Source organism: Apilactobacillus timberlakei (assembly GCF_002993965.1).
GTDB classification, from domain to species: domain Bacteria; phylum Bacillota; class Bacilli; order Lactobacillales; family Lactobacillaceae; genus Apilactobacillus; species Apilactobacillus timberlakei.
Genome location: NZ_POST01000005.1, coordinates 48175 through 69869, shown reverse-complemented (window position 1 = coordinate 69869; position 21695 = coordinate 48175). Strand labels below are relative to the sequence as shown.

18 protein-coding genes and 2 pseudogenes are annotated in these 21695 nt (G+C 32.1%); 16 read left to right on the top strand and 4 right to left on the bottom strand.

The features are described from left to right. Positions 1-171: 171 nt before the first annotated feature. The 4 genes and pseudogenes from yaaA (at position 172) to gyrA (ending at position 5952) form a co-directional block, all read left to right on the top strand. Positions 172-390, top strand: coding sequence for a S4 domain-containing protein YaaA (gene yaaA / locus C7N71_RS06850; protein WP_167387724.1), 219 nt, complete (start codon positions 172-174; stop codon positions 388-390). Between the two features lie 9 nt (positions 391-399). Beyond that, positions 400-1518 carry a DNA replication/repair protein RecF gene (gene recF / locus C7N71_RS06845; RefSeq protein ID WP_105988360.1) on the top strand — a complete coding sequence of 373 codons (1119 nt, stop codon included), beginning with the start codon at positions 400-402 and terminating at the stop codon, positions 1516-1518. Between the two features lie 22 nt (positions 1519-1540). Continuing rightward, positions 1541-3487 (top strand): DNA topoisomerase (ATP-hydrolyzing) subunit B, encoded by a 1947-nt coding sequence (gene gyrB, locus C7N71_RS06840; RefSeq protein ID WP_105988359.1) that lies wholly within the window; start codon positions 1541-1543, stop codon positions 3485-3487. A 144-nt stretch (positions 3488-3631) separates the two neighbouring features. Then, positions 3632-5952: pseudogene (gene gyrA / locus C7N71_RS06835) on the top strand (DNA gyrase subunit A). A 49-nt stretch (positions 5953-6001) separates the two neighbouring features. Here the strand turns inward: gyrA and C7N71_RS06830 are convergent. Together C7N71_RS06830 and C7N71_RS06825 are read right to left on the bottom strand one after the other, a co-directional pair. After that, positions 6002-6634: a hypothetical protein gene (locus C7N71_RS06830; RefSeq protein WP_105988358.1), complete on the bottom strand. Its 633-nt coding sequence runs from the start codon at positions 6632-6634 to the stop codon at positions 6002-6004. A gap of 113 nt (positions 6635-6747) precedes the next feature. Continuing rightward, positions 6748-7511: pseudogene (locus C7N71_RS06825) on the bottom strand (C40 family peptidase); the annotation flags it as partial. A 224-nt stretch (positions 7512-7735) separates the two neighbouring features. On the opposite strand from C7N71_RS06825, the gene C7N71_RS08225 reads away from it, so the two are divergent. After that, complete coding sequence (locus C7N71_RS08225) at positions 7736-8821, top strand: C39 family peptidase (RefSeq protein WP_140939513.1); 1086 nt, start codon at positions 7736-7738, stop codon at positions 8819-8821. Between the two features lie 38 nt (positions 8822-8859). On the opposite strand, the gene C7N71_RS06815 is transcribed toward C7N71_RS08225, so the two are convergent. After that, positions 8860-9249 (bottom strand): MerR family transcriptional regulator, encoded by a 390-nt coding sequence (locus C7N71_RS06815; RefSeq protein ID WP_105988357.1) that lies wholly within the window; start codon positions 9247-9249, stop codon positions 8860-8862. Positions 9250-9332: 83 nt separating this feature from the next. Between C7N71_RS06815 and C7N71_RS06810 the strand changes: the two genes are divergently transcribed. From C7N71_RS06810 to C7N71_RS06770, 9 genes are all read left to right on the top strand, one after another. Next, entirely contained in the window at positions 9333-10178 is an 846-nt protein-coding gene (locus C7N71_RS06810) for an aldo/keto reductase (RefSeq protein WP_105988368.1), read from the top strand. Between the two features lie 90 nt (positions 10179-10268). Further along, positions 10269-11318 (top strand): hypothetical protein, encoded by a 1050-nt coding sequence (locus C7N71_RS06805; RefSeq protein ID WP_105988356.1) that lies wholly within the window; start codon positions 10269-10271, stop codon positions 11316-11318. 173 nt (positions 11319-11491) lie between these two features. Continuing rightward, complete coding sequence (gene rpsF, locus C7N71_RS06800; protein ID WP_105956935.1) at positions 11492-11782, top strand: 30S ribosomal protein S6; 291 nt, start codon at positions 11492-11494, stop codon at positions 11780-11782. A 44-nt stretch (positions 11783-11826) separates the two neighbouring features. Then, the gene (ssb, locus tag C7N71_RS06795; protein ID WP_105988355.1) at positions 11827-12336 is read left to right on the top strand and encodes a single-stranded DNA-binding protein; all 510 of its coding nucleotides are present in this window, start codon (positions 11827-11829) and stop codon (positions 12334-12336) included. Positions 12337-12364: 28 nt separating this feature from the next. Further along, the gene (gene rpsR, locus C7N71_RS06790; RefSeq protein WP_105956937.1) at positions 12365-12607 is read left to right on the top strand and encodes a 30S ribosomal protein S18; all 243 of its coding nucleotides are present in this window, start codon (positions 12365-12367) and stop codon (positions 12605-12607) included. A 106-nt stretch (positions 12608-12713) separates the two neighbouring features. After that, on the top strand, positions 12714-14750 hold the full coding sequence (locus C7N71_RS06785) for a DHH family phosphoesterase (protein ID WP_105988354.1): 2037 nt from the start codon (positions 12714-12716) through the stop codon (positions 14748-14750). A gap of 71 nt (positions 14751-14821) precedes the next feature. Then, a complete protein-coding gene (gene rplI / locus C7N71_RS06780) occupies positions 14822-15274 on the top strand; it encodes a 50S ribosomal protein L9 (protein WP_105988353.1) in 453 nt (150 codons plus the stop codon). 28 nt (positions 15275-15302) lie between these two features. Continuing rightward, the gene (gene dnaB / locus C7N71_RS06775; protein WP_105988352.1) at positions 15303-16682 is read left to right on the top strand and encodes a replicative DNA helicase; all 1380 of its coding nucleotides are present in this window, start codon (positions 15303-15305) and stop codon (positions 16680-16682) included. A 67-nt stretch (positions 16683-16749) separates the two neighbouring features. Continuing rightward, on the top strand, positions 16750-17928 hold the full coding sequence (locus C7N71_RS06770; protein ID WP_105988351.1) for an MDR family MFS transporter: 1179 nt from the start codon (positions 16750-16752) through the stop codon (positions 17926-17928). A gap of 38 nt (positions 17929-17966) precedes the next feature. On the opposite strand, the gene C7N71_RS06765 is transcribed toward C7N71_RS06770, so the two are convergent. After that, positions 17967-19328 (bottom strand): aspartate ammonia-lyase, encoded by a 1362-nt coding sequence (locus tag C7N71_RS06765; protein WP_105988350.1) that lies wholly within the window; start codon positions 19326-19328, stop codon positions 17967-17969. Positions 19329-19506: 178 nt separating this feature from the next. Here C7N71_RS06765 and C7N71_RS06760 point away from each other — a divergent pair, with 178 nt between their 5' ends. Both C7N71_RS06760 and C7N71_RS06755 read left to right on the top strand, forming a co-directional pair. Next, positions 19507-20667 (top strand): aminotransferase class I/II-fold pyridoxal phosphate-dependent enzyme, encoded by a 1161-nt coding sequence (locus tag C7N71_RS06760; protein ID WP_167387723.1) that lies wholly within the window; start codon positions 19507-19509, stop codon positions 20665-20667. 2 nt (positions 20668-20669) lie between these two features. Beyond that, positions 20670-21659, top strand: a complete 990-nt coding sequence (locus tag C7N71_RS06755) for a D-2-hydroxyacid dehydrogenase (RefSeq protein WP_105988349.1) — start codon at positions 20670-20672, stop codon at positions 21657-21659. Positions 21660-21695 lie beyond the last annotated feature (36 nt).

The window sequence follows — 21695 nt, the reverse complement described above, 5'->3', positions numbered from 1 at the left end:
GATTTACATGCTTAATTCATTTTATGGCATTATGAGCGATTTTATTCTTATAAGGTCAAAAAACACTTATATAATATAAAATGGCTAGAAAGGCCTAAAAGAGCTCATTATCTATACTTTTACCTTTCAAAAGGGTATAATAAAAGAAGTAAGGAAAAGGTGGGTGAAGTTTTGAAGAAAAGTGTTTTCATCAGTACTGAATATATTACTTTAGGCCAATTGCTTAAGGAAGAAGACGTTGTTTCTTCCGGTGGACAAGCAAAATGGTATTTGAAGGATAATCAGGTTATGTTGAATGATGAACCTGAAAATCGTCGTGGTAAAAAATTATATGATGGTGATAATGTTGAAGTAGTAGATGTAGGATTATTTTTTATTCGTAAAAAGTAGGCTAAATCTATGAAATTAAAAGAAATAACATTACACCATTTTCGCAACTATGATGACGTTAACATGCAGTTTTCACCGGGAATTAATGTATTACTTGGTAACAATGCACAAGGTAAGACCAATATGTTAGAAGCTATTTATGTTTTAGCATTAACACGTAGTCATCGTACTGTTAATAATCGTGATTTAATTGAGTGGCAATCGGATGCTGCTCAAATTTATGGCAATGTTGCTAAACATTTAGGCGATACCAAGTTAGAAATTGATTTAGGCAAAAAAGGAAAACGTGCCAAGGTAAATCATTTGGAACAAGCAAAGCTTTCATCTTATGTAGGTGAATTAAATGTTATTTTATTTGCTCCAGAAGATTTATCAATTGTAAAAGGATCACCAAGTGTACGTCGTCGTTTTATGGATATGGAATTTGGTCAGATGAGTAATCAATATCTTTATGACAATGCACAGTATAGAAAAATTTTAAAACAACGTAATAACTATCTAAAAAAATTACAGATGAAAGAAGCTAGTGATCATTTATACTTAGAGGTTTTATCTGATCAATTGGCTGCTTATGGTTCTAAGATTATTTTTCAACGCATTGATTTGTTGAAAAAATTAGAAGGATGGGCATCAAATATTCATGCTGAAATTTCGCAAGATAAAGAAAAATTGCAGTTTAAATATGTTTGTGCTTTGAAGAAAAAGCAATTAACTGACATTGACAATATTTATGACGGATTGCTTAATTTATATACTAATAATCGTGATAAAGAGATTAGGCAAGGCAATAGTTTATATGGCCCACATCGTGATGATTTGCAATTTATCATCAATAAAAAAGACGTTTCTACTTTTGGTTCGCAAGGACAACAAAGAACTTCAGCCCTTTCAGTTAAGTTAGCAGAGATTGATTTAATGAAGGAAGAAACGCATGAATATCCTATTTTATTATTGGATGATGTGTTATCTGAACTGGACGATGATCGGCAAACACATCTATTAAAGTCGATTCAAGATAAAGTTCAAACTTTCTTAACAACCACTAGTTTAAGTGGGATTGCTCGCGAATTAATTTCAGATCCTAAGATTTTTAATATTGAAAGTGGAACCGTCTCAGAAGAAAAGTGATTTCTTTTTAGGAGGAATAAAGTTGACTGATAAGGAAAAAGCAGAACAAAGAAGAAAGACTGATGAATATGATGCCAGTCAAATTCAAGTTCTAGAAGGCCTAGAAGCCGTTCGTAAACGTCCAGGGATGTACATAGGATCAACTAGTGTGCAAGGACTACACCATTTAGTTTGGGAAATTATTGATAACGGAATTGATGAAGCATTAGCAGGTTTTGCAGATTCAATTCATGTAACTATTGAAAAAGACAATAGTATTACCGTTGTTGATGATGGTCGTGGAATTCCAGTTGATATTCAAAAGAAGACTGGAAAACCCGCATTGGAAACTGTTTTCACTATCCTACATGCCGGAGGTAAGTTCGGTGGTGGCGGATACAAAGTTTCTGGTGGTTTACATGGTGTTGGTGCATCAGTAGTAAATGCATTATCAAATGAACTAGATGTAACGGTTACTCGTGATGGTAAAAAATACTATATGGATTTTTCTAGAGGACATGTTAAAACTCCAATGAAATTTATTGGTAACGATGATCCTGACAATCACGGAACTAAAGTTCATTTCACACCTGATCCAGATATTTTTACAGAAACAACTACTTATAATGTTAAAACTTTAACTGCTCGTATTCGTGAATTAGCTTTCTTAAATAAAGGCCTAAAAATTTCACTTCGTGATAATCGTCCAGCAGAGCCAACTGAAGAAAATTTCCTATATGAAGGTGGAATCAAACATTATGTTGAATTCATCGACAAGGATAAAGAACCAATTTTCCCAGAACCTATCTATGTTGAAGGTAAGGAAAACGGAATTTCAGTTGAAGTTGCTTTGCAATACACTGATGATTATCATAGTGAACTTAGAACTTTCACCAATAATATTCATACTATTGAGGGTGGAACCCATGAAGAAGGTTTCAAACGTGCTTTAACTCGTGCAGTTAATGATTATGCAAGAAAAAATAACTTATTAAAAGAAAAAGATGATAATTTAACCGGTCCTGATGTACGTGAAGGCTTAACTGCGGTTGTTAGTGTTAAGCATCCTGATCCTCAATTTGAAGGACAAACTAAGACTAAATTAGGTAACTCTGATGCTAGAACTGCTACTGATCATATCTTTTCAGAACGATTCTCTAAATTCTTAATGGAAAATCCTAAATTAGGTAGACAAATCGTTGATAAGGGTTCATTAGCATCTAGAGTTCGTGCTGCTGCAAAGCGTGCTCGTGAAGTAACTAGAAAGAAATCTGGTTTAGAAATCAGTAGTCTTCCTGGTAAATTAGCTAATAATACTAGTAAAGATCCAGATATTTCAGAATTATTCATTGTCGAAGGTGATTCTGCCGGAGGATCAGCTAAACAAGGTCGTTCTCGTTTAACACAAGCTATTTTGCCAATCAGAGGTAAAATTTTAAATGTGCAAAAGGCAACAATGGATAAGATTTTAGCTAATGAAGAAATTAGATCAATGTTTACTGCCATGGGAACTGGTTTTGGCAAAGACTTTGACATTAATAATGTTCATTATCACAAGTTAATTATCATGACTGATGCCGATGTTGATGGTGCCCATATTCAAGCATTGCTATTAACATTAGTTTATAACTATATGCGTCCATTACTTGATGCTGGATATGTATATATTGCTCAACCACCTTTGTATCGTTTACAACAAGGTAAGATGATTAGATATGTTGCTAATGATGAAGAACTAGACAGATGGAAAGCTGAATTACCAGCATCACCTAAGCCAAGTATTTCTCGTTATAAAGGTCTTGGTGAAATGGATGCTGAACAACTATGGGATACTACTATGAACCCTGAAAATCGTCGTTTACAAAGGGTTGAAACTAAAGATGCTGAAAATGCAGCTGGGGTATTCAATATGTTAATGGGTAACAAAGTAGAACCACGTCGTAAATTCATTGAAGAAAATGCAACATTCGTTGAAAACTTGGATGTTTAGTTAAAATGTTTCACATGAAACATTATGTTACAACGACCATGAATGGAGGCAAAAACATTGGCCAATAATGAAGATTTATCAAGTCATCGCATTGAAAATGTGGACTTATCTGAAAAAATGAAAACATCATTTTTAGACTATGCAATGAGTGTTATCGTTGCACGTGCCTTACCTGATGTTAGAGATGGTATGAAACCAGTTCATAGAAGAATTTTATATGATATGCGTGAACTAGGGTTGACTCCAGAAAAACCTTTCCGTAAATCAGCTAGGGTTGTTGGGGATACTTTAGGTAAGTATCATCCCCATGGAGACAGTGCCGTTTACGGATCAATGGTACGTATGGCCCTAAAATGGGAATGGAAATGTTACGTGATATCAATAAGGATACTGTTGATTTCCAAGATAACTTTGATGGTAGTGAACGTGAACCAGAAGTTCTACCTTCAAGATTTCCTAATTTATTAGTTAATGGTGCTTCAGGAATTGCGGTTGGAATGGCTACTAATATTCCACCACATAATTTAAGTGAAGTTATTTCAGCATTGCATATTTTAATGGAAAATCCAGATGCAACAACTGCTGATTTAATGGAAGCATTACCTGGGCCTGACTTTCCTACTGGTGGAGTTGTATTAGGTAAATCTGGTATCAGAAAAGCTTACGAAACTGGTAAGGGTAGTATTATTTTACGTGCTAAAACTGATATTGAAGAAAATAAAAACGGTAAACAACGTATTATTGCAACCGAAATTCCATATATGACTAATAAAGCTAAACTAATTGAACGTATCGCTGATTTAGTTCGCGATAAAAGAATTGATGGAATTTCAGATGTTAATGATGAATCTGACCGTGAAGGTATGCGGATTGTCATTGATGTTAAACGTGATGCTTCAGCTCAAGTTGTATTGAATAATTTATACAAAATGACTTTAATGCAAACAAGTTTTAGCTTTAATATGCTAGCAATTGTGGATGGTACTCCAAGAATTTTGAGCTTAAAAGAAATTCTTCAATACTATTTAGAACATCAAGTTAGCGTTATTAAACGTCGTACTGAATATGAATTAAGAAAAGCTGAAAATCGTGCTCACATTTTAGCCGGTTTAATTACTGCTTTAGATAATATTGATCGCGTAATTACAATTATTCGTGAATCACAAACTTCAGCAGTTGCTAAAAAGCAATTAATGGATGAATTTGATTTATCGGATAAGCAATCACAAGCCATTTTAGATATGCGTTTAGTTCGTTTAACCGGACTAGAACGTGATAAAATTGCTAGTGAACATGATGAACTATTAAAGAGTATTAGTCATTATAAAGAAATCCTTGCTAGTCGTGAAAAAATCAATGAAATCATTTATGAAGAATTAATGGAAATTCAACATAAATTCGGTGATGACCGTAAGACTGAATTACGTGTTGGTGAAGTACTAAGTATTGAAGATGAAGATCTTATTGCTGAAGAAAATATTATGATTACTTTAACTCATAATGGATATATTAAGCGCACTGCAACTTCAGAATTCAAGAGCCAAAACCGTGGTGGTCGTGGAGTTCAAGGAATGGGAGTTCATGATGATGACTTCATCGAACATTTAGTTTCAACAACGACTCATCACACCTTATTATTCTTCACTAATCAAGGTAAAGTTTATCGTATGAAGGGATATGAAATTCCTGAATATGGTCGTTCTGCGAAGGGACTTCCTATTATTAATTTATTAGGTATCGAAAATGCCGAAAAAGTTCAAGCAGTTATTACTATTAGTGAAAATGAAAATTATGATGATAAAGACTTATTCTTCACAACTCTTCAAGGTACTGTAAAACGCACTTCAGTTGATGAATTTAAGAATATCCGTAGCAATGGTCTAAAAGCAATTCATTTAAAAGACAAAGATGAATTAATGCGTGTTTCTACTGTGAATGCAGATCAAAACATTATTATTGGTACTCATTTAGGATACTGTGTTAGCTTTAAGGTTTCTGATGTTCGTTCAATGGGACGTTCTGCGACTGGAGTTCGTGGAATTCGTTTAAGAGAAAATGATTATGTTGTTGGTGCGGATGTCTTAAATCCAGATGACAATGTCTTTGTTATTTCAGAAAAGGGTTATGGAAAACAAACCCCCGCTTCTGAATATCAAATCAAGGGTCGTGGTGGAAAAGGTATCAAGACAGTTAACGTGACCGAAAAGAATGGTCCATTAGCTGGTTTGACCACTGTTACTGGCGATGAAGATATTATGTTAGTTACTGACAAAGGTGTAATGATCAGATTTAATATGGCTGATGTTTCACAAACTGGTCGTGCTACTTTAGGGGTTCATTTAATTAAAATTGATGAAGATTCTAGAGTATCAACAGTTGCTAAAGTTTCAAATGAAGCAGAAGAATCAAATGATGATAAAGATGATGAATCATCAGATGCTGACAATGAAACTACAAAAGAATAATTAGTTAAAAAATAAGCTAGTGATTTGTAAAAAATCGCTAGCTTATTTTTTAATATATACGATAATGCTTTTTTGCGGTATTAACATTACGGTAGTACCAAGTAGTCATAGTAGTTTTATTTGGCAAATTTAAATTATGTTTAGTATTTTTATTGGGAATAGCATCACTTAGACTTAAGCGATTATGCTTAACTGATAAATACCATAAACCATATTCTCGACCTTCATATACAGGTAATACTTTTACATTTTTGTATTTATTACCAATTAGGATGCGAGCATTAATCATTTTTCTATTGATTCTTAAGCCAAAATTATAATCATCATTTCTGTGGTTTAGTTTTAAGTATTTCAAAGAATGTTTAGTATTATAAACATCACCCAAAGTAACTCGCTTTATCATATGGTTATTTATTATGGATTTTAGGATAATAAAAGGAACGTGCTTTGAATTAACTGCACCATGCTCATCTTTTTCAGCATTATACCAATTACCCCAGAATCTTTTAGGAATCTCGTTTTCTTGATTAAAACCTAACTGTTTTAACTGAGATTCATTATAATAAGTTGCTGGAATGCTTGCATGAATATTCATGTTATTGATTCCATAATCACAAATACCAACCGCAATAACACCTAAAAATACATTAAATAATTTGAACATAAAATTTTTAACATACATATATAAAGCCTTCTTACGAGTAGATAATAAAATCATTTTGATTGAGTTTCAAATGAAATGATTTTAATGTTTTAAATAAAAAAAGACATAACTAAATAGCTATGTCTAAAAAATTATTTTTCATCCCATGGACGAGCTACATATCCAGTATGAGTAGATCTAGCATAAATGCTTGATACTTGAACTCTTGGAGGCCAACTTTCGATGATTCTATCGTTACCTAAATATAATGCGACATGCCAAATAGTTTTGGTACCTGGTTCATAATAAAAAATTAAGTCACCACGTTTACGTTGACCAAATGGTACAAATTTAAATTTGTTGGTTGCCCATAGTTTGCGTGAATTCCATTCGTTACCGGGATGTGCATGTTGAATGGCACTAACAGGTTTAGGATTGATTCCACCAGCGTACAATGCTTGAACCACTAATCCCGAACAATCATTACCATAATTAGGGCTTGAAGATGCACCATATATGTATGGTTTACCTAAATATTTATATGCTTGTTTGATAGCTGCATTAACATGTGCCTGTTTGCCTTGAGTAATCTTCGCACCTAATGGAGCTACATATTTATCAATACTATAAAATTGCCATCTTGGGAAACCTAATTTAACCCATGTGTTTACATCGACATCACCAGTAATCTTTAGATGGTGTTTCTTTTGAAAATTCATAACAGCATTTTTAGTTGCATAGTTATATTCATAATGGCCAGTTCCAATAGGTCCCATATTAATGCCTAATCTACGCATTATTTTAACTGTTTTGATACCTTCATAACCAACTTTTACTGTATATCCTACTTTTCCTACAGGCTTAATTTGCTTGAAATTTGATAGTATTTTTTAGGATTCTGGTATTCTTTTGCTTTTGCATTAACATTATTATTGCTACTGAAACACATTAACATAGTTAGTAATAATAGTGCTGACGCAATTGGAGTTAATAATTTTCTCCAACTATTCATTAGAATACCTTCTTTCTTAAAATGAAATTAATAAATAATGTATATTCTAACACTATTATAATTATTTTGTATCAGTTAATTATAATAGTGTTATAATTAAATATGTTTATTATGGAGGAGTAAATTAAATGAAACGAAAATTATATAAAATTATTTTTGTGATTCCAATTTTGGCAATGTTTACAGTGTGTGCCCAAACCGTTGGTACTAAAGCGTATGCTGATGATTTAAATACTAGTGATAATCAAAATAATTCGCAAAATATTGTTAATGATAATAATCAATCTTCAACAAATAATGCTAATTCTGCAACTGATAATAATGGCAAAACAATTAATGATTCTAAAGATAATAATCAGTCATCAGAAAATAATGCTACCAATTCTAATAATGGTAACAATGAAGCAATGAACAATCCTAATAAGGACATTGACAATAAAAATAACAAACATAAAAGGGTAAACAAACATAAGTATTTTAGAATCTTAAGCACTAAAAAAACTAATTTTAGTACTATTATTAAAAAGAATCGTAGTTTATATCGAAATGGTGCTTATAATACCAACGAAAAGAATATTAAAAGTTATAAAAACAGTAAATATCTAATTAATAAGTTGGTTAACGTAACCGAATTTGAAAATACAAAGTTAGGTAAATATGCACATATTATACATAATGGTAAGGATCAGGGATGGATCAATAATTCAGCTTTAGACTATTCCACTTTTAAACTAAATAATGTGCCATTGATTCGTCAACGTCCACAGTTACCTACTGGATGCGAAATAACCGCTGTTACAATGATGATTAACTATGCAACTGGTAAGCACTATAAGAAAACATTCTTTGCTAATAAAATGCCTCGTAGTTCAAATCCTAATAAAGGATTCGTGGGAAGTCCTTACTCTAAATCTGGTTGGTATATTTATCCACCAGCATTAATGAAATTAGTTCATAAATATTTAAATTCTAGTGTTAATTTAACTGGTAAAAGTACAAAGTATTTGAAAATTTATTTAAAAAAATATAGTCATCCAATAGTTATTTGGATAGCTAATGTAGATGGATTCCCGAATCATGCAGTTACAGTTACTGGATTTAATAAAAATCAATTATATTATAATGACCCATGGCTTGGTAAAAGAACTAATATGAATATTAGAAGTATTAATGTTCATAGAAGTAATGATCATAATAGAGCAATTAGTTATTAAACATAAAAAGCGATTTCAACTAATGAATCGCTTTTTGTCTACCATTTTTTAGGATTTAAAATATCCTGACTATTATTGATTATCCCTTTTTCATAGATATCAGACTTTTTAGATAAATAATCAACTCGCTGTTGTGCTTCCTTTAATTGGGTTTGTGCTTGTGATTTTAAATTTTGAATTATTTGATAACGCTTTTTAATTGTTGATTTACCTTTTAAACATAAATCGACGTATTCTTTTAAATCATTAATGGACATTCCGGCTTCACGCATTCTTTTATCACCAATTAACCAATTGATAGCTTCTTCGTCAAAAATGCGATGGTTATTTTTATCTCTTTTGATATTGGGGATCAAACCGTTATCAGAATAGTATCTGATTGTGTTTTCATTCAAACCAACGATTCTTGCTACATTTTTAATTTCCATAATGAGCCTCCTTACTTGCCTTCATGTTACATGAAGGTGATATGATATTCTAACATTAACGAGGAGGTAATATTATGGTAAAAATTCCTAACGTAAAATTAAATAATGGTGTTTTAATGCCTCAAGAAGGTTTTGGTGTTTACCAAGTACCTGATTATGAACAATGTAAACAAGCAGTTAAGGATGCCTTATCAGTTGGATATCGTGCAATTGATACTGCTCAAGGTTATCAAAATGAAGATGCAGTTGGTGATGCAATTGCAGAAAGTGGTATTGATAGAAAAGATATTTTTATTACCACTAAAGTATGGATCAGTAACTTTGGCTATGAAAAAACTTTAGATTCTGTAAATGAATCATTAAAGAAATTAAAAACAGATTATTTAGATTTGGTTTTAATTCATCAACCAGTTGCTGACTACTACAGTGCTTACCATGCTTTAGAAAAATTATATAAAGATGGTAAAATCAGAGCTATTGGTGTATCTAATATGGATCCTGCTAAGTATGTAGACTTTATTATGAACAATGAAGTTAAACCAGCAGTTAACCAAGTTGAAACTCATGTTTTCAATCAACAAAAGACTTTAAGAAAATACATGAATGAAAATGATACCCAAATTGAATCATGGGCTCCATTTGCAGAAGGTAAAAATAATTTATTCAGCAATGAAGTATTAAATTCAATTGGTAATAAATATGACAAATCTCCAGCTCAAGTTGCTTTGAGATTCTTAGCCCAAAGTGGAGTTGTCATTATTCCTAAATCAACTCATATTGAACGCATGAAAGAAAATATTGATATTTGGGATTTTGAATTAACAGATGATGAAATGAGTAAAATTAGTGATTTAGATTTAGACAAAAGTTTATTCTTAGAGCATTCAAATCCTGAAACTATTAAATGGTTAAATCAATTAAAACTATAATAATAAATACGGAATCTATTATGATTCCGTATTTTTTTTAATTTACATTAGTTTTATAATAGAAATAAATATATTTTGAAGGAATAAATAATGCATACTTTTAAACAAAAAATTTTTATACCGTTTTTCATATTAACAATGTGTTTATTTACATTTTCTATTAGTACTAATGCTAAAGTAAAAGTTTATAATCAACATGGTGTAGTACTTAAAAAGTTTAGGGTTTCTAAATTTAAATATGTACATAATCATAACTATACTCGAAAAGATTACCATAAACATTATCATCGAGGTTATCGTCATACCCATAATCATATTAAATCTTATGGGGGTAATTATCGAACATATGCCAAAACATTATTCTTTTTAACTAGTGCTAGAAGAGATTCTAAACATCGTCGTTGGAACCCACAAAGCTTAGTAATTACACCTAGTGGTAAATTTGCTTTTGTGATGTATCCAAGAGAAGTTGTTAGATATAACTTATTTAAATTACGTAAGATGGGAGTTAATTATAAACATCCTATTTTAACTAAAGAACAAATTCGTTCAGCAGTTAAATTTGGCCCCATTATTGAAAATGGACATGGACAATCACTTAGCTATAACTATAAAACTCATCGTCTATGGTTTATTAACATGGGGGTTATGAATAAGCACGCTAAATTAGAAGAATTAAGTATGAAAACTTTAAAACCTGTTCAAATTATTAAATTTCATTACAGTTCAGACTATTCATTAAGCAATGAATTAGCATTTGATAAGCGTGGTAATCTCTATACTTATACCAGAGCTAGTGGAAATGGTGCAATTAAAAATGGGACATTAAGAATTAGTAAGGGTTACGTTGCTCATCATAAAGTTCATTTTAAAATGATTATGCAGGGAATACGCCATGCACCTGGATATTTAACTCAAGCTTTGTCCTATAATCCCAGAAATAACCGTTTATATTTTGTTTCTGATGGTGGAATCTTATCAGCACCAGTTAATAAACTAGGTCATCTGAAAAATAGTGATATTCGTGATACTAAATTTTTAACCCGTCGTGAATTTGAAGGGCTAGCGTTTACTAAAAAAGGTAAGGGCTACTTATTATTGAATAGGTCACCTGAGATTATGAGTTTTAATCATTTTTAGAATGCAATAATCATTTTATGCGTATTTTATATATGTATCGTAAACAATTTCCCGTATTGTATTGAATAAAATTATTTTTGATGGTAAACTAATTGAACGTGAGTATTAGTTATAAAACTTATATTCCTTACTCTCATTTAGGAGAGTCTAAAGTCCACAAGGAGGTGTAATTCATGGAAGAACATAAATATGAAATTACTTACATTATTCGTCCAGATCTAGAAGAAGGCGCTAAAAATGATTTAGTTGCTAGATTCGACAAGGTTTTAACTGACAATGGTGCTAAGCTAATTGACTCAAAAGATTGGTCAAAACGCCGTTTCGCATTTGAAATTGGTGGTTATAACGAAGGTGTATACCACGTTATTAACTTAACTACTGCTGAAAAAACAGCATTAGACGAATTTGACCGTCAATCTAAATACAGTGACGACATTTTACGTCACATGATCGTAAGAAGATAATTTAGAACTTTATTGTTTTTTAAAAAGAGAGGAGTACTTTCAGCATGATTAATCGTACAACTTTAACGGGTAGATTAACACGGGACGTTGATTTGCGATACACTCCAAACGGTGCTGCCGTGGGTAATTTTACCTTAGCTGTTGATCGTAGATTTACTAACCAAAATGGTGAAAGAGAAGCAGATTTTATTAACTGTGTTATCTGGCGTAAGTCTGCTGAAAACTTTGCTAACTTCACTCATAAAGGTGCTTTGGTTGGAATTGATGGACGTCTTCAAACAAGAAATTACGAAAATCAACAAGGTCAAAGAGTTTATGTTACTGAAGTAGTTGTTGAAAACTTTGCTTTGTTAGAACCACGTTCTGCAAATAAAGGTGGCAACAATGGTGCTCCTCAAAATAATTCAGGAAATAATAATCCGTTTGAAAACCAAAATAGCAATTCATCAAATAACGGTGGAAATAATGGAAACAACATGAATAATAATTCATCTGATCCATTTGCTAATTCTGGCGATCAAATTGACATTTCCGATGATGATTTACCATTTTAATGAGTAGATAATAGGGGAGGGAATTTTAATGCCACAACAAAGAAGAGGTGGCGGCCGTCGTCGTCGCAAAGTTGACTTTATTGCAGCCAACCACATCGATTACATCGATTACAAAGATATCGCATTGTTAGGACGTTTTGTTTCAGAAAGAGGTAAGATTTTACCACGTCGTGTTACTGGAACAAGTGCTAAGAACCAACGTCGTGTTACTTTAGCTATTAAACGTGCTCGTATCATGGGCTTAATGCCATTTGTTACTGAAAATGCATAAAAATCAATATTTTTTAACTGAGATAACTTGTAGTTGTCTCAGTTTTTTTATTACATAATTTTTGTGATAAAATATAAATACAAAAAAGTATAAAAGAGGAGTTACAATGAAAAAATTATTTTCATTTACTAACTTACCACCTTTCCTTAAAAATAAGATTTTAAGATGGATTACGTTAGCTTTAACTATATTATCAATTTTTAGTTTAGTAGTCTCATTTTTATATAATTTCATTGTCGGAATTATTTTTTTGGTTTTTGTATGTGTGCTTCTATCTTACATATTAAAAAAAATGAATGATTTAAGTGAAAGCAGTGAAAATTATATTTCTGATTTATCATATCGAATTAATCGCGGTGATCAAGAAGCATTATTAGAAATGCCAGTCGGTGTCATTATCGTTAGCGAAAATGGTGCAATAGAATGGGTTAATCCATATTTAATGCCTTATTTTGGTGATCAAGATTTGTTAGGTGCCAATTTGGAAGATACTAATCCAGAGTTAAATGATATTCTAACGAACAATTGGAATAATCCAGATAATGCGACTGTTAAGTGGCAAGATCATTATTTCACCTTGTTAATTCAAAAAGAATATCGCACTGCTTACATGATTGATATCACTAGATATTATCAAATTGAAAAAGACTATAGTGATGAAAAGATTTCTATTGGACAAGTCTTTCTAGATAATTACGATGAAATAACTCAATCTATGAGCGATCAAGAAATATCGAACTTGAATAATTATGTTACCAATGAATTAAATATTTGGGCACAAAAATTTGGTTTTTTCATAAAGCAAGTTGATGAAGATCACTATATTATGTTTACTTATTCTAAGATATTAAAAGATATTGAATCTGATAAATTTAATATCTTAGATACTATTCGTGAATCGACATCTAAACAAAACTTTCCATTAACATTGAGTATTGGAATTGCTTATGGTGAAGATAATTTAAATGAATTAGCTGAACAAGCGCAAAGTGATTTAGATTTAGCGCTTGGTCGTGGTGGTGATCAAGTTGTTGTAAAAGCAAAAGATCATGAAGCTCGTTTCTATGGTGGGAAAACCAATCCGATGGAAAAACGTACCAGAGTCCGCGCTCGTATGATTTCACAAGCATTACAAGAAGTATTCAGAGAATCTGATCAAATATTTGTACAAGGTCATAGTCAACCGGATATGGATTCAATCGGTGCTTGCATGGGAATTCATCGTCTTGCTCAAATGAATAATAAACATTGTTATATTGTTATCCCAGAAGGAACTTTTCATTCTGATGTGCAAAGACTAATTAATAAAATTCAAGAGGATGATGAATTGAAAGATGATGTCATTACTCCTGATGAAGCTTTACAAAAAGCAACTGATAATAGTTTATTAATTATGGTTGATCATTCTAAGCCTTCAATGAGTGTTTCTTCTAAATTATATGAACGTCTTGAAAATAAAGTTATGATTATTGATCATCATAGACGTGGCGAAGAATTTCCTGAAAATCCAGTCTTGGTTTACATTGAACCATATGCTTCATCGACTTGTGAGTTGATTACTGAAATGTTTGAATATCAATCACAAGATGCTGAACCAATTAGTAAGCTTGAGGCAACTGCGATGTTGACAGGTATTTTTATTGATACCCAGTCATTTACCTTGAGAACTGGAACGAGAACTTTTGATGCTGCTAGTTATCTGCAGTCTGCAGGAGCTGACTCTAGTGAAATGAAAGAATTTATGCAGGAAAATCCAGATAGTTATATGGCTAGAATGCACTTAATTTCATTAGCTCGTTTTATTAGTGACGAAAAGAACATGATGGTTGTTTCTGGAGAGCAAGATAAAAAATATGATCCGGTAACCGCTGCTCAAGCTGCCGATTCATTGTTGAATATGTCCGGTGTTAGTGCTTCATTTGTTATCACTCATCGTCCTGATGATTTGATTGGAATTTCTGCCAGAAGTAATGGGGAAGTTAATGTACAAAGAGTTATGGAAGAACTAGGTGGTGGCGGTCACTTATCTAGTGGTGCTACGCAAATTGCTGACAAGAAAATTGATGAAGTAGATCAAATGTTAGATGATGCTATTAAAAAAGCCAAAGAAGAAGAAGCACCTGAAGAAAATGAAGATTCATAATAAAACATAATTTAAAAAATGTTAATTTAAGTTTATAATTGTATGCAGAATAATAAGAGGAGTGATATTGTATGAAGGTTATATTTTTAGAAGATGTACGCGGAAAAGGTAAACGTGGAGAAATCAAAAACGTACCTGATGGATATGCACAAAACTTCTTGATTAAACGTAATAAGGCTAAGGCCGCAACTAATTCAGCAGTGAGCCAATTAGATGGCGAAAAGAAGGCTGAAAAGAAAGAAGCTGCAGCTGAATTATCAGAAGCGAAAGATTTGAAAGCTGAATTAGAAAACGATAAAAATGTTGTCGAAGTATCTGCTAAAGTAGGTGCTGATGGTCGTTTATTTGGATCAGTTTCATCTAAGCAAATTGTTAATGAAATGCAAAAGCAACACAATCTTAAGGTTGATAAACGTAAGGTTGAACTAAAAGAACCTATTAAATCACTTGGTTACACAAATATTCCAGTTAAATTGCATAAGCAAATAACTGCTACTATGCGTGTTCATGTTAGTGAAAAATAGTTCTCTGGATTTAAAATAGAGGATTAATATGAGTAATGATTATTTAAATACCCAAACTCCTCCTCAGGATGTTCAAGCTGAAAAAGCACTTCTGGGTGCGATTTTATTAGATAATGACCAATTACCTGAATCGCAGGAGTATTTAGAGCCTGATGATTTTTATCAACATGCTCACCAATTAATTTATGCAGCAATGGTTCATTTGTCTGATGAAGATCAACCAATTGATGCTTCTACTTTACGTTCCGAATTAGATGGGCAAAAGCAATTAGAAGATGCTGGTGGAGTAGCTTATTTAGCTGATTTAGCATCATCAACTCCAACTGCAGCAAATGCAATGTATTATGCCAAAAATGTGCGTAAGAAGGCAGTTGCTAGAAAACTAATTAAAACAGCTACTAATATTGTGACTGAAAGTTACAATAACAATGATAATATCGATGATTTATTAGATGAAGCTGAAAGATCCATCCTAAACGTCTCTGAAGATCGTAATGATACTGGCTTTCAAGAAATTGGGGAAGTCTTAAAAAGCGCTTTAAACAATATTGAAGACTTAGCAGAAAGTACGACCGAAGTTACAGGACTTTCAACGGGGTATCCGGCATTAGATAAAATGACAACTGGTTTACATGAAGATGAATTAATTATTTTGGCGGCTCGTCCAGCGGTTGGTAAAACTGCTTTTGCGTTAAACTTAGCCCAGAATGTTGGAACTAAGACTGATAAAACAGTTGCCATTTTCAGTTTGGAAATGAGTGCTGAATCATTAGTTAATCGTATGATTTGTGCTGAAGGTAGTATTGATGCTAATCATTTAAGAACTGGTCAACTATCCGATGAAGAATGGAACAATATGATGATTGCAATGGGAAGTTTAGCGAACGCTAGTATTTATATTGATGATACTGCAGGAACTAAAATTTCTGAAATTCGTGCTAAATCACGCCGCTTGGCAAAAGACACCGGTAATCTTGGATTAATTGTAGTTGATTATTTACAATTGATTGATGGTGGAAATAAAGAAAACCGTCAACAAGAAGTTTCTTATATTTCACGACAATTGAAAAAAATTGCGAAAGAATTAGGTGTCCCAGTAATTGCTTTATCTCAGCTTTCTCGTGGGGTTGAGCAACGTCAAGATAAACGTCCAGTTTTATCCGATATTCGTGAATCTGGTTCAATTGAACAAGATGCTGATATTGTTGCATTTTTATATCGTGATGATTATTATGAACGCGAAGATGGTGACGATGACGATGATGGCGATGAACAAGAAAATAATGATGTTGGTGAAGTCGAAGTCATTATTGAAAAGAATCGTTCCGGTCCCCGTGGAACTGCGAAGTTACTTTTTATTAAGTCGCATAATAAATTTTCATCGATTGCATATAATCAAGATGAATAAAAAATTCTTAGCCAATATAGCTAAGAATTTTTTTGTATAATACAATAGAGGAAAAGAAGGTGAATTTATGAACGAAATAAAATTACATTGGTTGTTTATGGGATCATTAATTAATAATATTGCAGTGAGTACGGTTTGGCCACTCACTACTGTTTATATGCATAACGACTTAGGCAAAAGTTTAACTGAAGTGGGAATTATATTATTCTTATATTCAGCTTCTAACGTATTAGGTAATTATGTTGGTGGAAAATTATTTGATCGGCATAATCGATACATATTAACGATATTAGGAATTATATTTTCCATTTTAGTATCTGCTGGTTTAATCTTTTTCAATGGATGGCCAGCATATCCAATTGGTTTAGTGTTATTTGGTTTTTCTACTGGTTGGAATTTAACAATGATTAACTCACTAGGAACTACAGTTAAAATGAAATCAGGCCGATTTATTTTTAATATGTTGTATTTAGCGCAAAATGTAGGGGTCGTTTTTGGAACCATGGCAGTTGGGATATTATATCCAATTGGAATTAGCTCAGTTTTCCTACTATCAACAATCATTCTTATTATTTATGGTATTAATGCTGTTTTTACTTATAATAAACCTAATTCCATTCATCCATCGATTAAAAAAATGGATACTAAAAAGGTAAAATTGCCAAAGCCAAATTTAGTAATTATTATTACCTTTTTTGTTAGTTTGGCAGTTATTTGGATTGTATACGAACAATGGGTTTCTAATATGTCGGTATATATAACTGGGATGGGGATTCCAATGAGTATGTACAGTTTATTATGGACACTTAATGCATTTTTACTAGTTGTATTTCAACTAATTATTAATTGGATTTCAAAGTATTATGATAGTTTGTATTTTCAAATTTATTTTGGCATCATTTTTATCGGATTGTCTTTCTTTACCCTTATTTTTATGCATTCATACTTAGGGTTCGTTATTTCAATGATTATTTTGACTCTAGGTGAAACATCAGTCATCCCAGCAATTCCAGCTTTAGTTAATGAATTAACCCCAGTTTCAGTTAAGGGTAAGTATCAAGGATTAACCAATGCGTGGGCTTCAGTGGGAAAGGCAATTGGTCCATTGGTTGGTGGAATTGTAATTGATATGACATCTTATCACTCGTTATTCATTACTTGTGCATTAATATGTTTATTAATATTTATTTTATCAATGATAATCGCAAACTATATAAAAAAACAAGTTACTAAATATTCTGAATAAAAAAGGAGCAATAATTAAAAAATTACTGCTCCTTTTTATTAACCATTTATTAAGTTCTTTGGTGCAAACAATTCATCTATTTTTGTTTTATCTAGAATATTATGATTTAATAGAATATCTTTCACAGATACTTTTTTCTTCAAAGATTCTTGAATAATTTGAGTTGTTTGTACATAGCCCAATATTGGTGAAAGAATGGTTGCAGTTACGGCTGATTTTCTTACATCATCGCTACATTTTTCTTTATTTACATCAATATCTTTTAAACAATTATCAATTAGTGTTTCCATGGCATTAGTTAGATGTTCTTCTGCTGTTAAAATACTCTTAAACATAATTGGTTCAAAAGCATTTAATTCAAGTTGACCGGCTTCAGATGCAGCAGTGACGGTTGCATCAAAACCAATGACTTCAAAAGCGACTTGATTTACTACTTCTGGAATTACAGGATTAATTTTGTTGGGCATAATGGATGAACCGGCTTGTCTTTTAGGCAGACGCAATTCATTTAAACCAGATTGTGGGCCACTTGCTAATAATCTTAGGTCATTGCTTACTTTGGATAAATTAACTGCCAAGGTTTTTAATGCTGCTGAAAATGTAACAAAATGATCAGTATTTTGGACGGCATCAATTAAATCTTGATCTGACTTTAAATTCATTTTTGAATACTTATTAATGTTTTCCACAATATGTTGTTGATAATATTTAGAAGCATTCATACCAGTTCCAATAGCAGTTCCACCCATGCTAATAGTTTTTAATTCTTCACTAGCATGTTTAATTCGATTGATATCGCGTTTAAATAATGATGCATATGCATGGAAATTTTTACCATATGTAGTAGGCACTGCATCTTGTAATTGAGTTCGTCCTAGTTTAATAGTTTTTGCAAACTTTTGGCCCAAATTGGTAAAAGTAGCTACTAATCGTTCTAACTCACTTAACAAATTAGGAACTAATTTTAACATGGCCATTTTACCAGCAGTAGGATAAGTATCATTAGTAGATTGGGATTGGTTTACATCATCATTTGGGTGGATAAATGTATTTGGATCTAATTTCATTGCTAAATTTGCAATTACTTCGTTGGTATTCATATTAGTTGAAGTACCGGCACCACCTTGAATTGCAGGAGTAATAAATCCAGATAGATCACCTGATTTTAATAGGTTATCACATGCTTGAATTATTGAGTTACATTTTCTAACATCTAACGTGTTAGCAGTGCAATTGGTTTTTGCAGCTGCTTTTTTTATTTGAATATAACTTTCAATTATTTTGTGATGAACCAACTCTTCAGTGATGGGGAAATTACCAACTGCTCTAAGTGCATGAATACCATATAGAGCCTTATCAGGAACTTCCATTTTGCCAACACAATCTTCTTCAATTCTCATTACAAGCATCTCCTAAATGTTTATCTGTTATAAAACCTTACATAGAATTATAGTTCATATCTTTAATAAGTCAATTTAAATTGGAATACTATTAATCGTGTTGACAATTATTATTTCTAAGATTAGAATTTTAGTAATTATTCTAATCATTTTCTAATGATTATAGTAGGTGATTTATATGATTAAACAGATTAATAAAGATTTAAAAGCAATTAAACCTAATCCTATCTTAGGTTTTAATGAAGAACTATCGAAAGAAGAAGGATTGATTCCGCTAACTTTAGGGGAACCAGATTTTAATACTCCTGAGCATGTTAAAGCTGCTGCAATTTCATCGATTAACGACAATTACAGTCACTATACAAATCCACGTGGAATTTTAAAATTAAGGGAAGCTGCTGCCCACTTTTTTGCTCAAAAATATGGCTTAAATTATGATGCAAAAACACAAATTATTACTACAGCTGGAGTGACTGAAGGCATTTTTGATTCTTTAGCTACAATTTTAAATCCTGGAGATAGTGTGATTGTACCCACACCAACTTTCCCGTTATACATGGATAATATTCAGTTGCATGGTGCACATGTCATTGAGGTTGATACATCTGAAGATGGTTTCGTATTAACACCAGAAAAATTAAAACAAGCACTAGCTGAAAATGAAAATGTAAAAGCAATTGTTATTAATTCTCCTGGGAATCCAACTGGAATATCTTATGATGAAACAACGCTTAAAGAATTGGCAAAAGTTATAAAAGATAGTTCAATTTTTTGTATTAGTGATGAAATATACAGTGAATTGACTTATGGTAAACCACATGTTTCAATCGCAAAATTTATTCCCGAACAGACAATTGTTTTGAACGGATTATCCAAATCACATGCAATGACTGGTTGGAGAATTGGTTTTATTATGGCGCCGGCAGATTTGATTGATATGATTAATGTCGTTCATCAATATGCAGTGACATCAGTTACTGATAACGTCCAATTTGCAGCGCTTGAAGCTTTAAATAATGGCGCTGATGATGGATTAGAAATGAGAGATGTTTATGCAAAGCGGCTTAATTTACTTAGAGCTGGATTATCAAAAGCTGGTTTTGCTAGCCCTAAACCTACGGGAGCATTTTATATTTTTGCTAAAATACCTGAACAATTTACTCAAGATGATTTTGCATTTAGTCGTCAATTAGCCCATCAAGCTAAAGTGGGTGTGATTCCGGGGAGTTCCTTTGGCAAAGGTGGCGCTGGATACATTCGTATCAGCTATGCCACTAGTGAAAATAATTTAAAAGAATCAATCAAAAGAATTCAAAATTTTGTTAAACAAGAAGGTTAAATATGAAATTATTAATGTATTCAGTTAGAGCAGATGAATTAGAAAATTTAAAAGCAATTGAGCAAAAATATGATGTTGAAATTGCGACAACCGACAAACCATTAAATTTAGATACTGTAGATTTGGCAAAAGGTTTTGACGGCATTACAGTGCAACAACATGGCAAAATTGATGATCCACTAATTTATAAAAAGCTTCATGATTTTGGCATAAAACAAATTTCATTGCGCATTACTGGTTATGACATCATTAATTTTGTAGAGGCACAGAAGTATGATCTTAAAATCACTAACGTTCCAGCATATTCACCACGTTCGGTCAGTGAATTGGTCTTAGCTGATGTGATGGCGTTATTACGTCACTTACGTGAAACACATTTGCGTGAAGATAATTCTGATTTTGCTTGGAATGAATTACAAGCTAGAGAAATTCATAATCTTACTGTCGGCATTATTGGTGCTGGAAAAATTGGTAGCGCAGTTGCTCGTATCTTTAAAGCATTAGGAGCCAAAGTGATTGTTTCTGATCCAGTTAAACGACCAGAATTATTTGATACCGTTGAATATGTAGATTGTGATACTTTGTTAACGCAAGCTGATGTTGTGACTATGCATACGCCAATGACTGATTTCATGCATCATTTTATGAATATTGATAAATTCAAGCAAATGAAAAACGATGCGATTTTTATCAATGCTTCTCGTGGACCAGTTGTTAATACTGCAGATTTAATTAAGGCATTAGATGATAAAGAACTTGCTGCCGCTGCAGTAGATACATTTGAAGGCGAAGCTGGTATTACAGGTGTTGATTTGTCTAATGAAGGATTTGAAAATAAACATTTATCAAAACTTTTACAAATGCCCAATGTAATAGTTACTCCACATATTGGATTTTACACAGACGCCGCTGTTAAAAACATGGATTTAATATCATCAATCGATGCAATTAAAATTATTAAAGGCGAAGAACCATTGCATTTAGTTAAATAAAATATTATAAAAACAGTAATCTTAATCAAGACTACT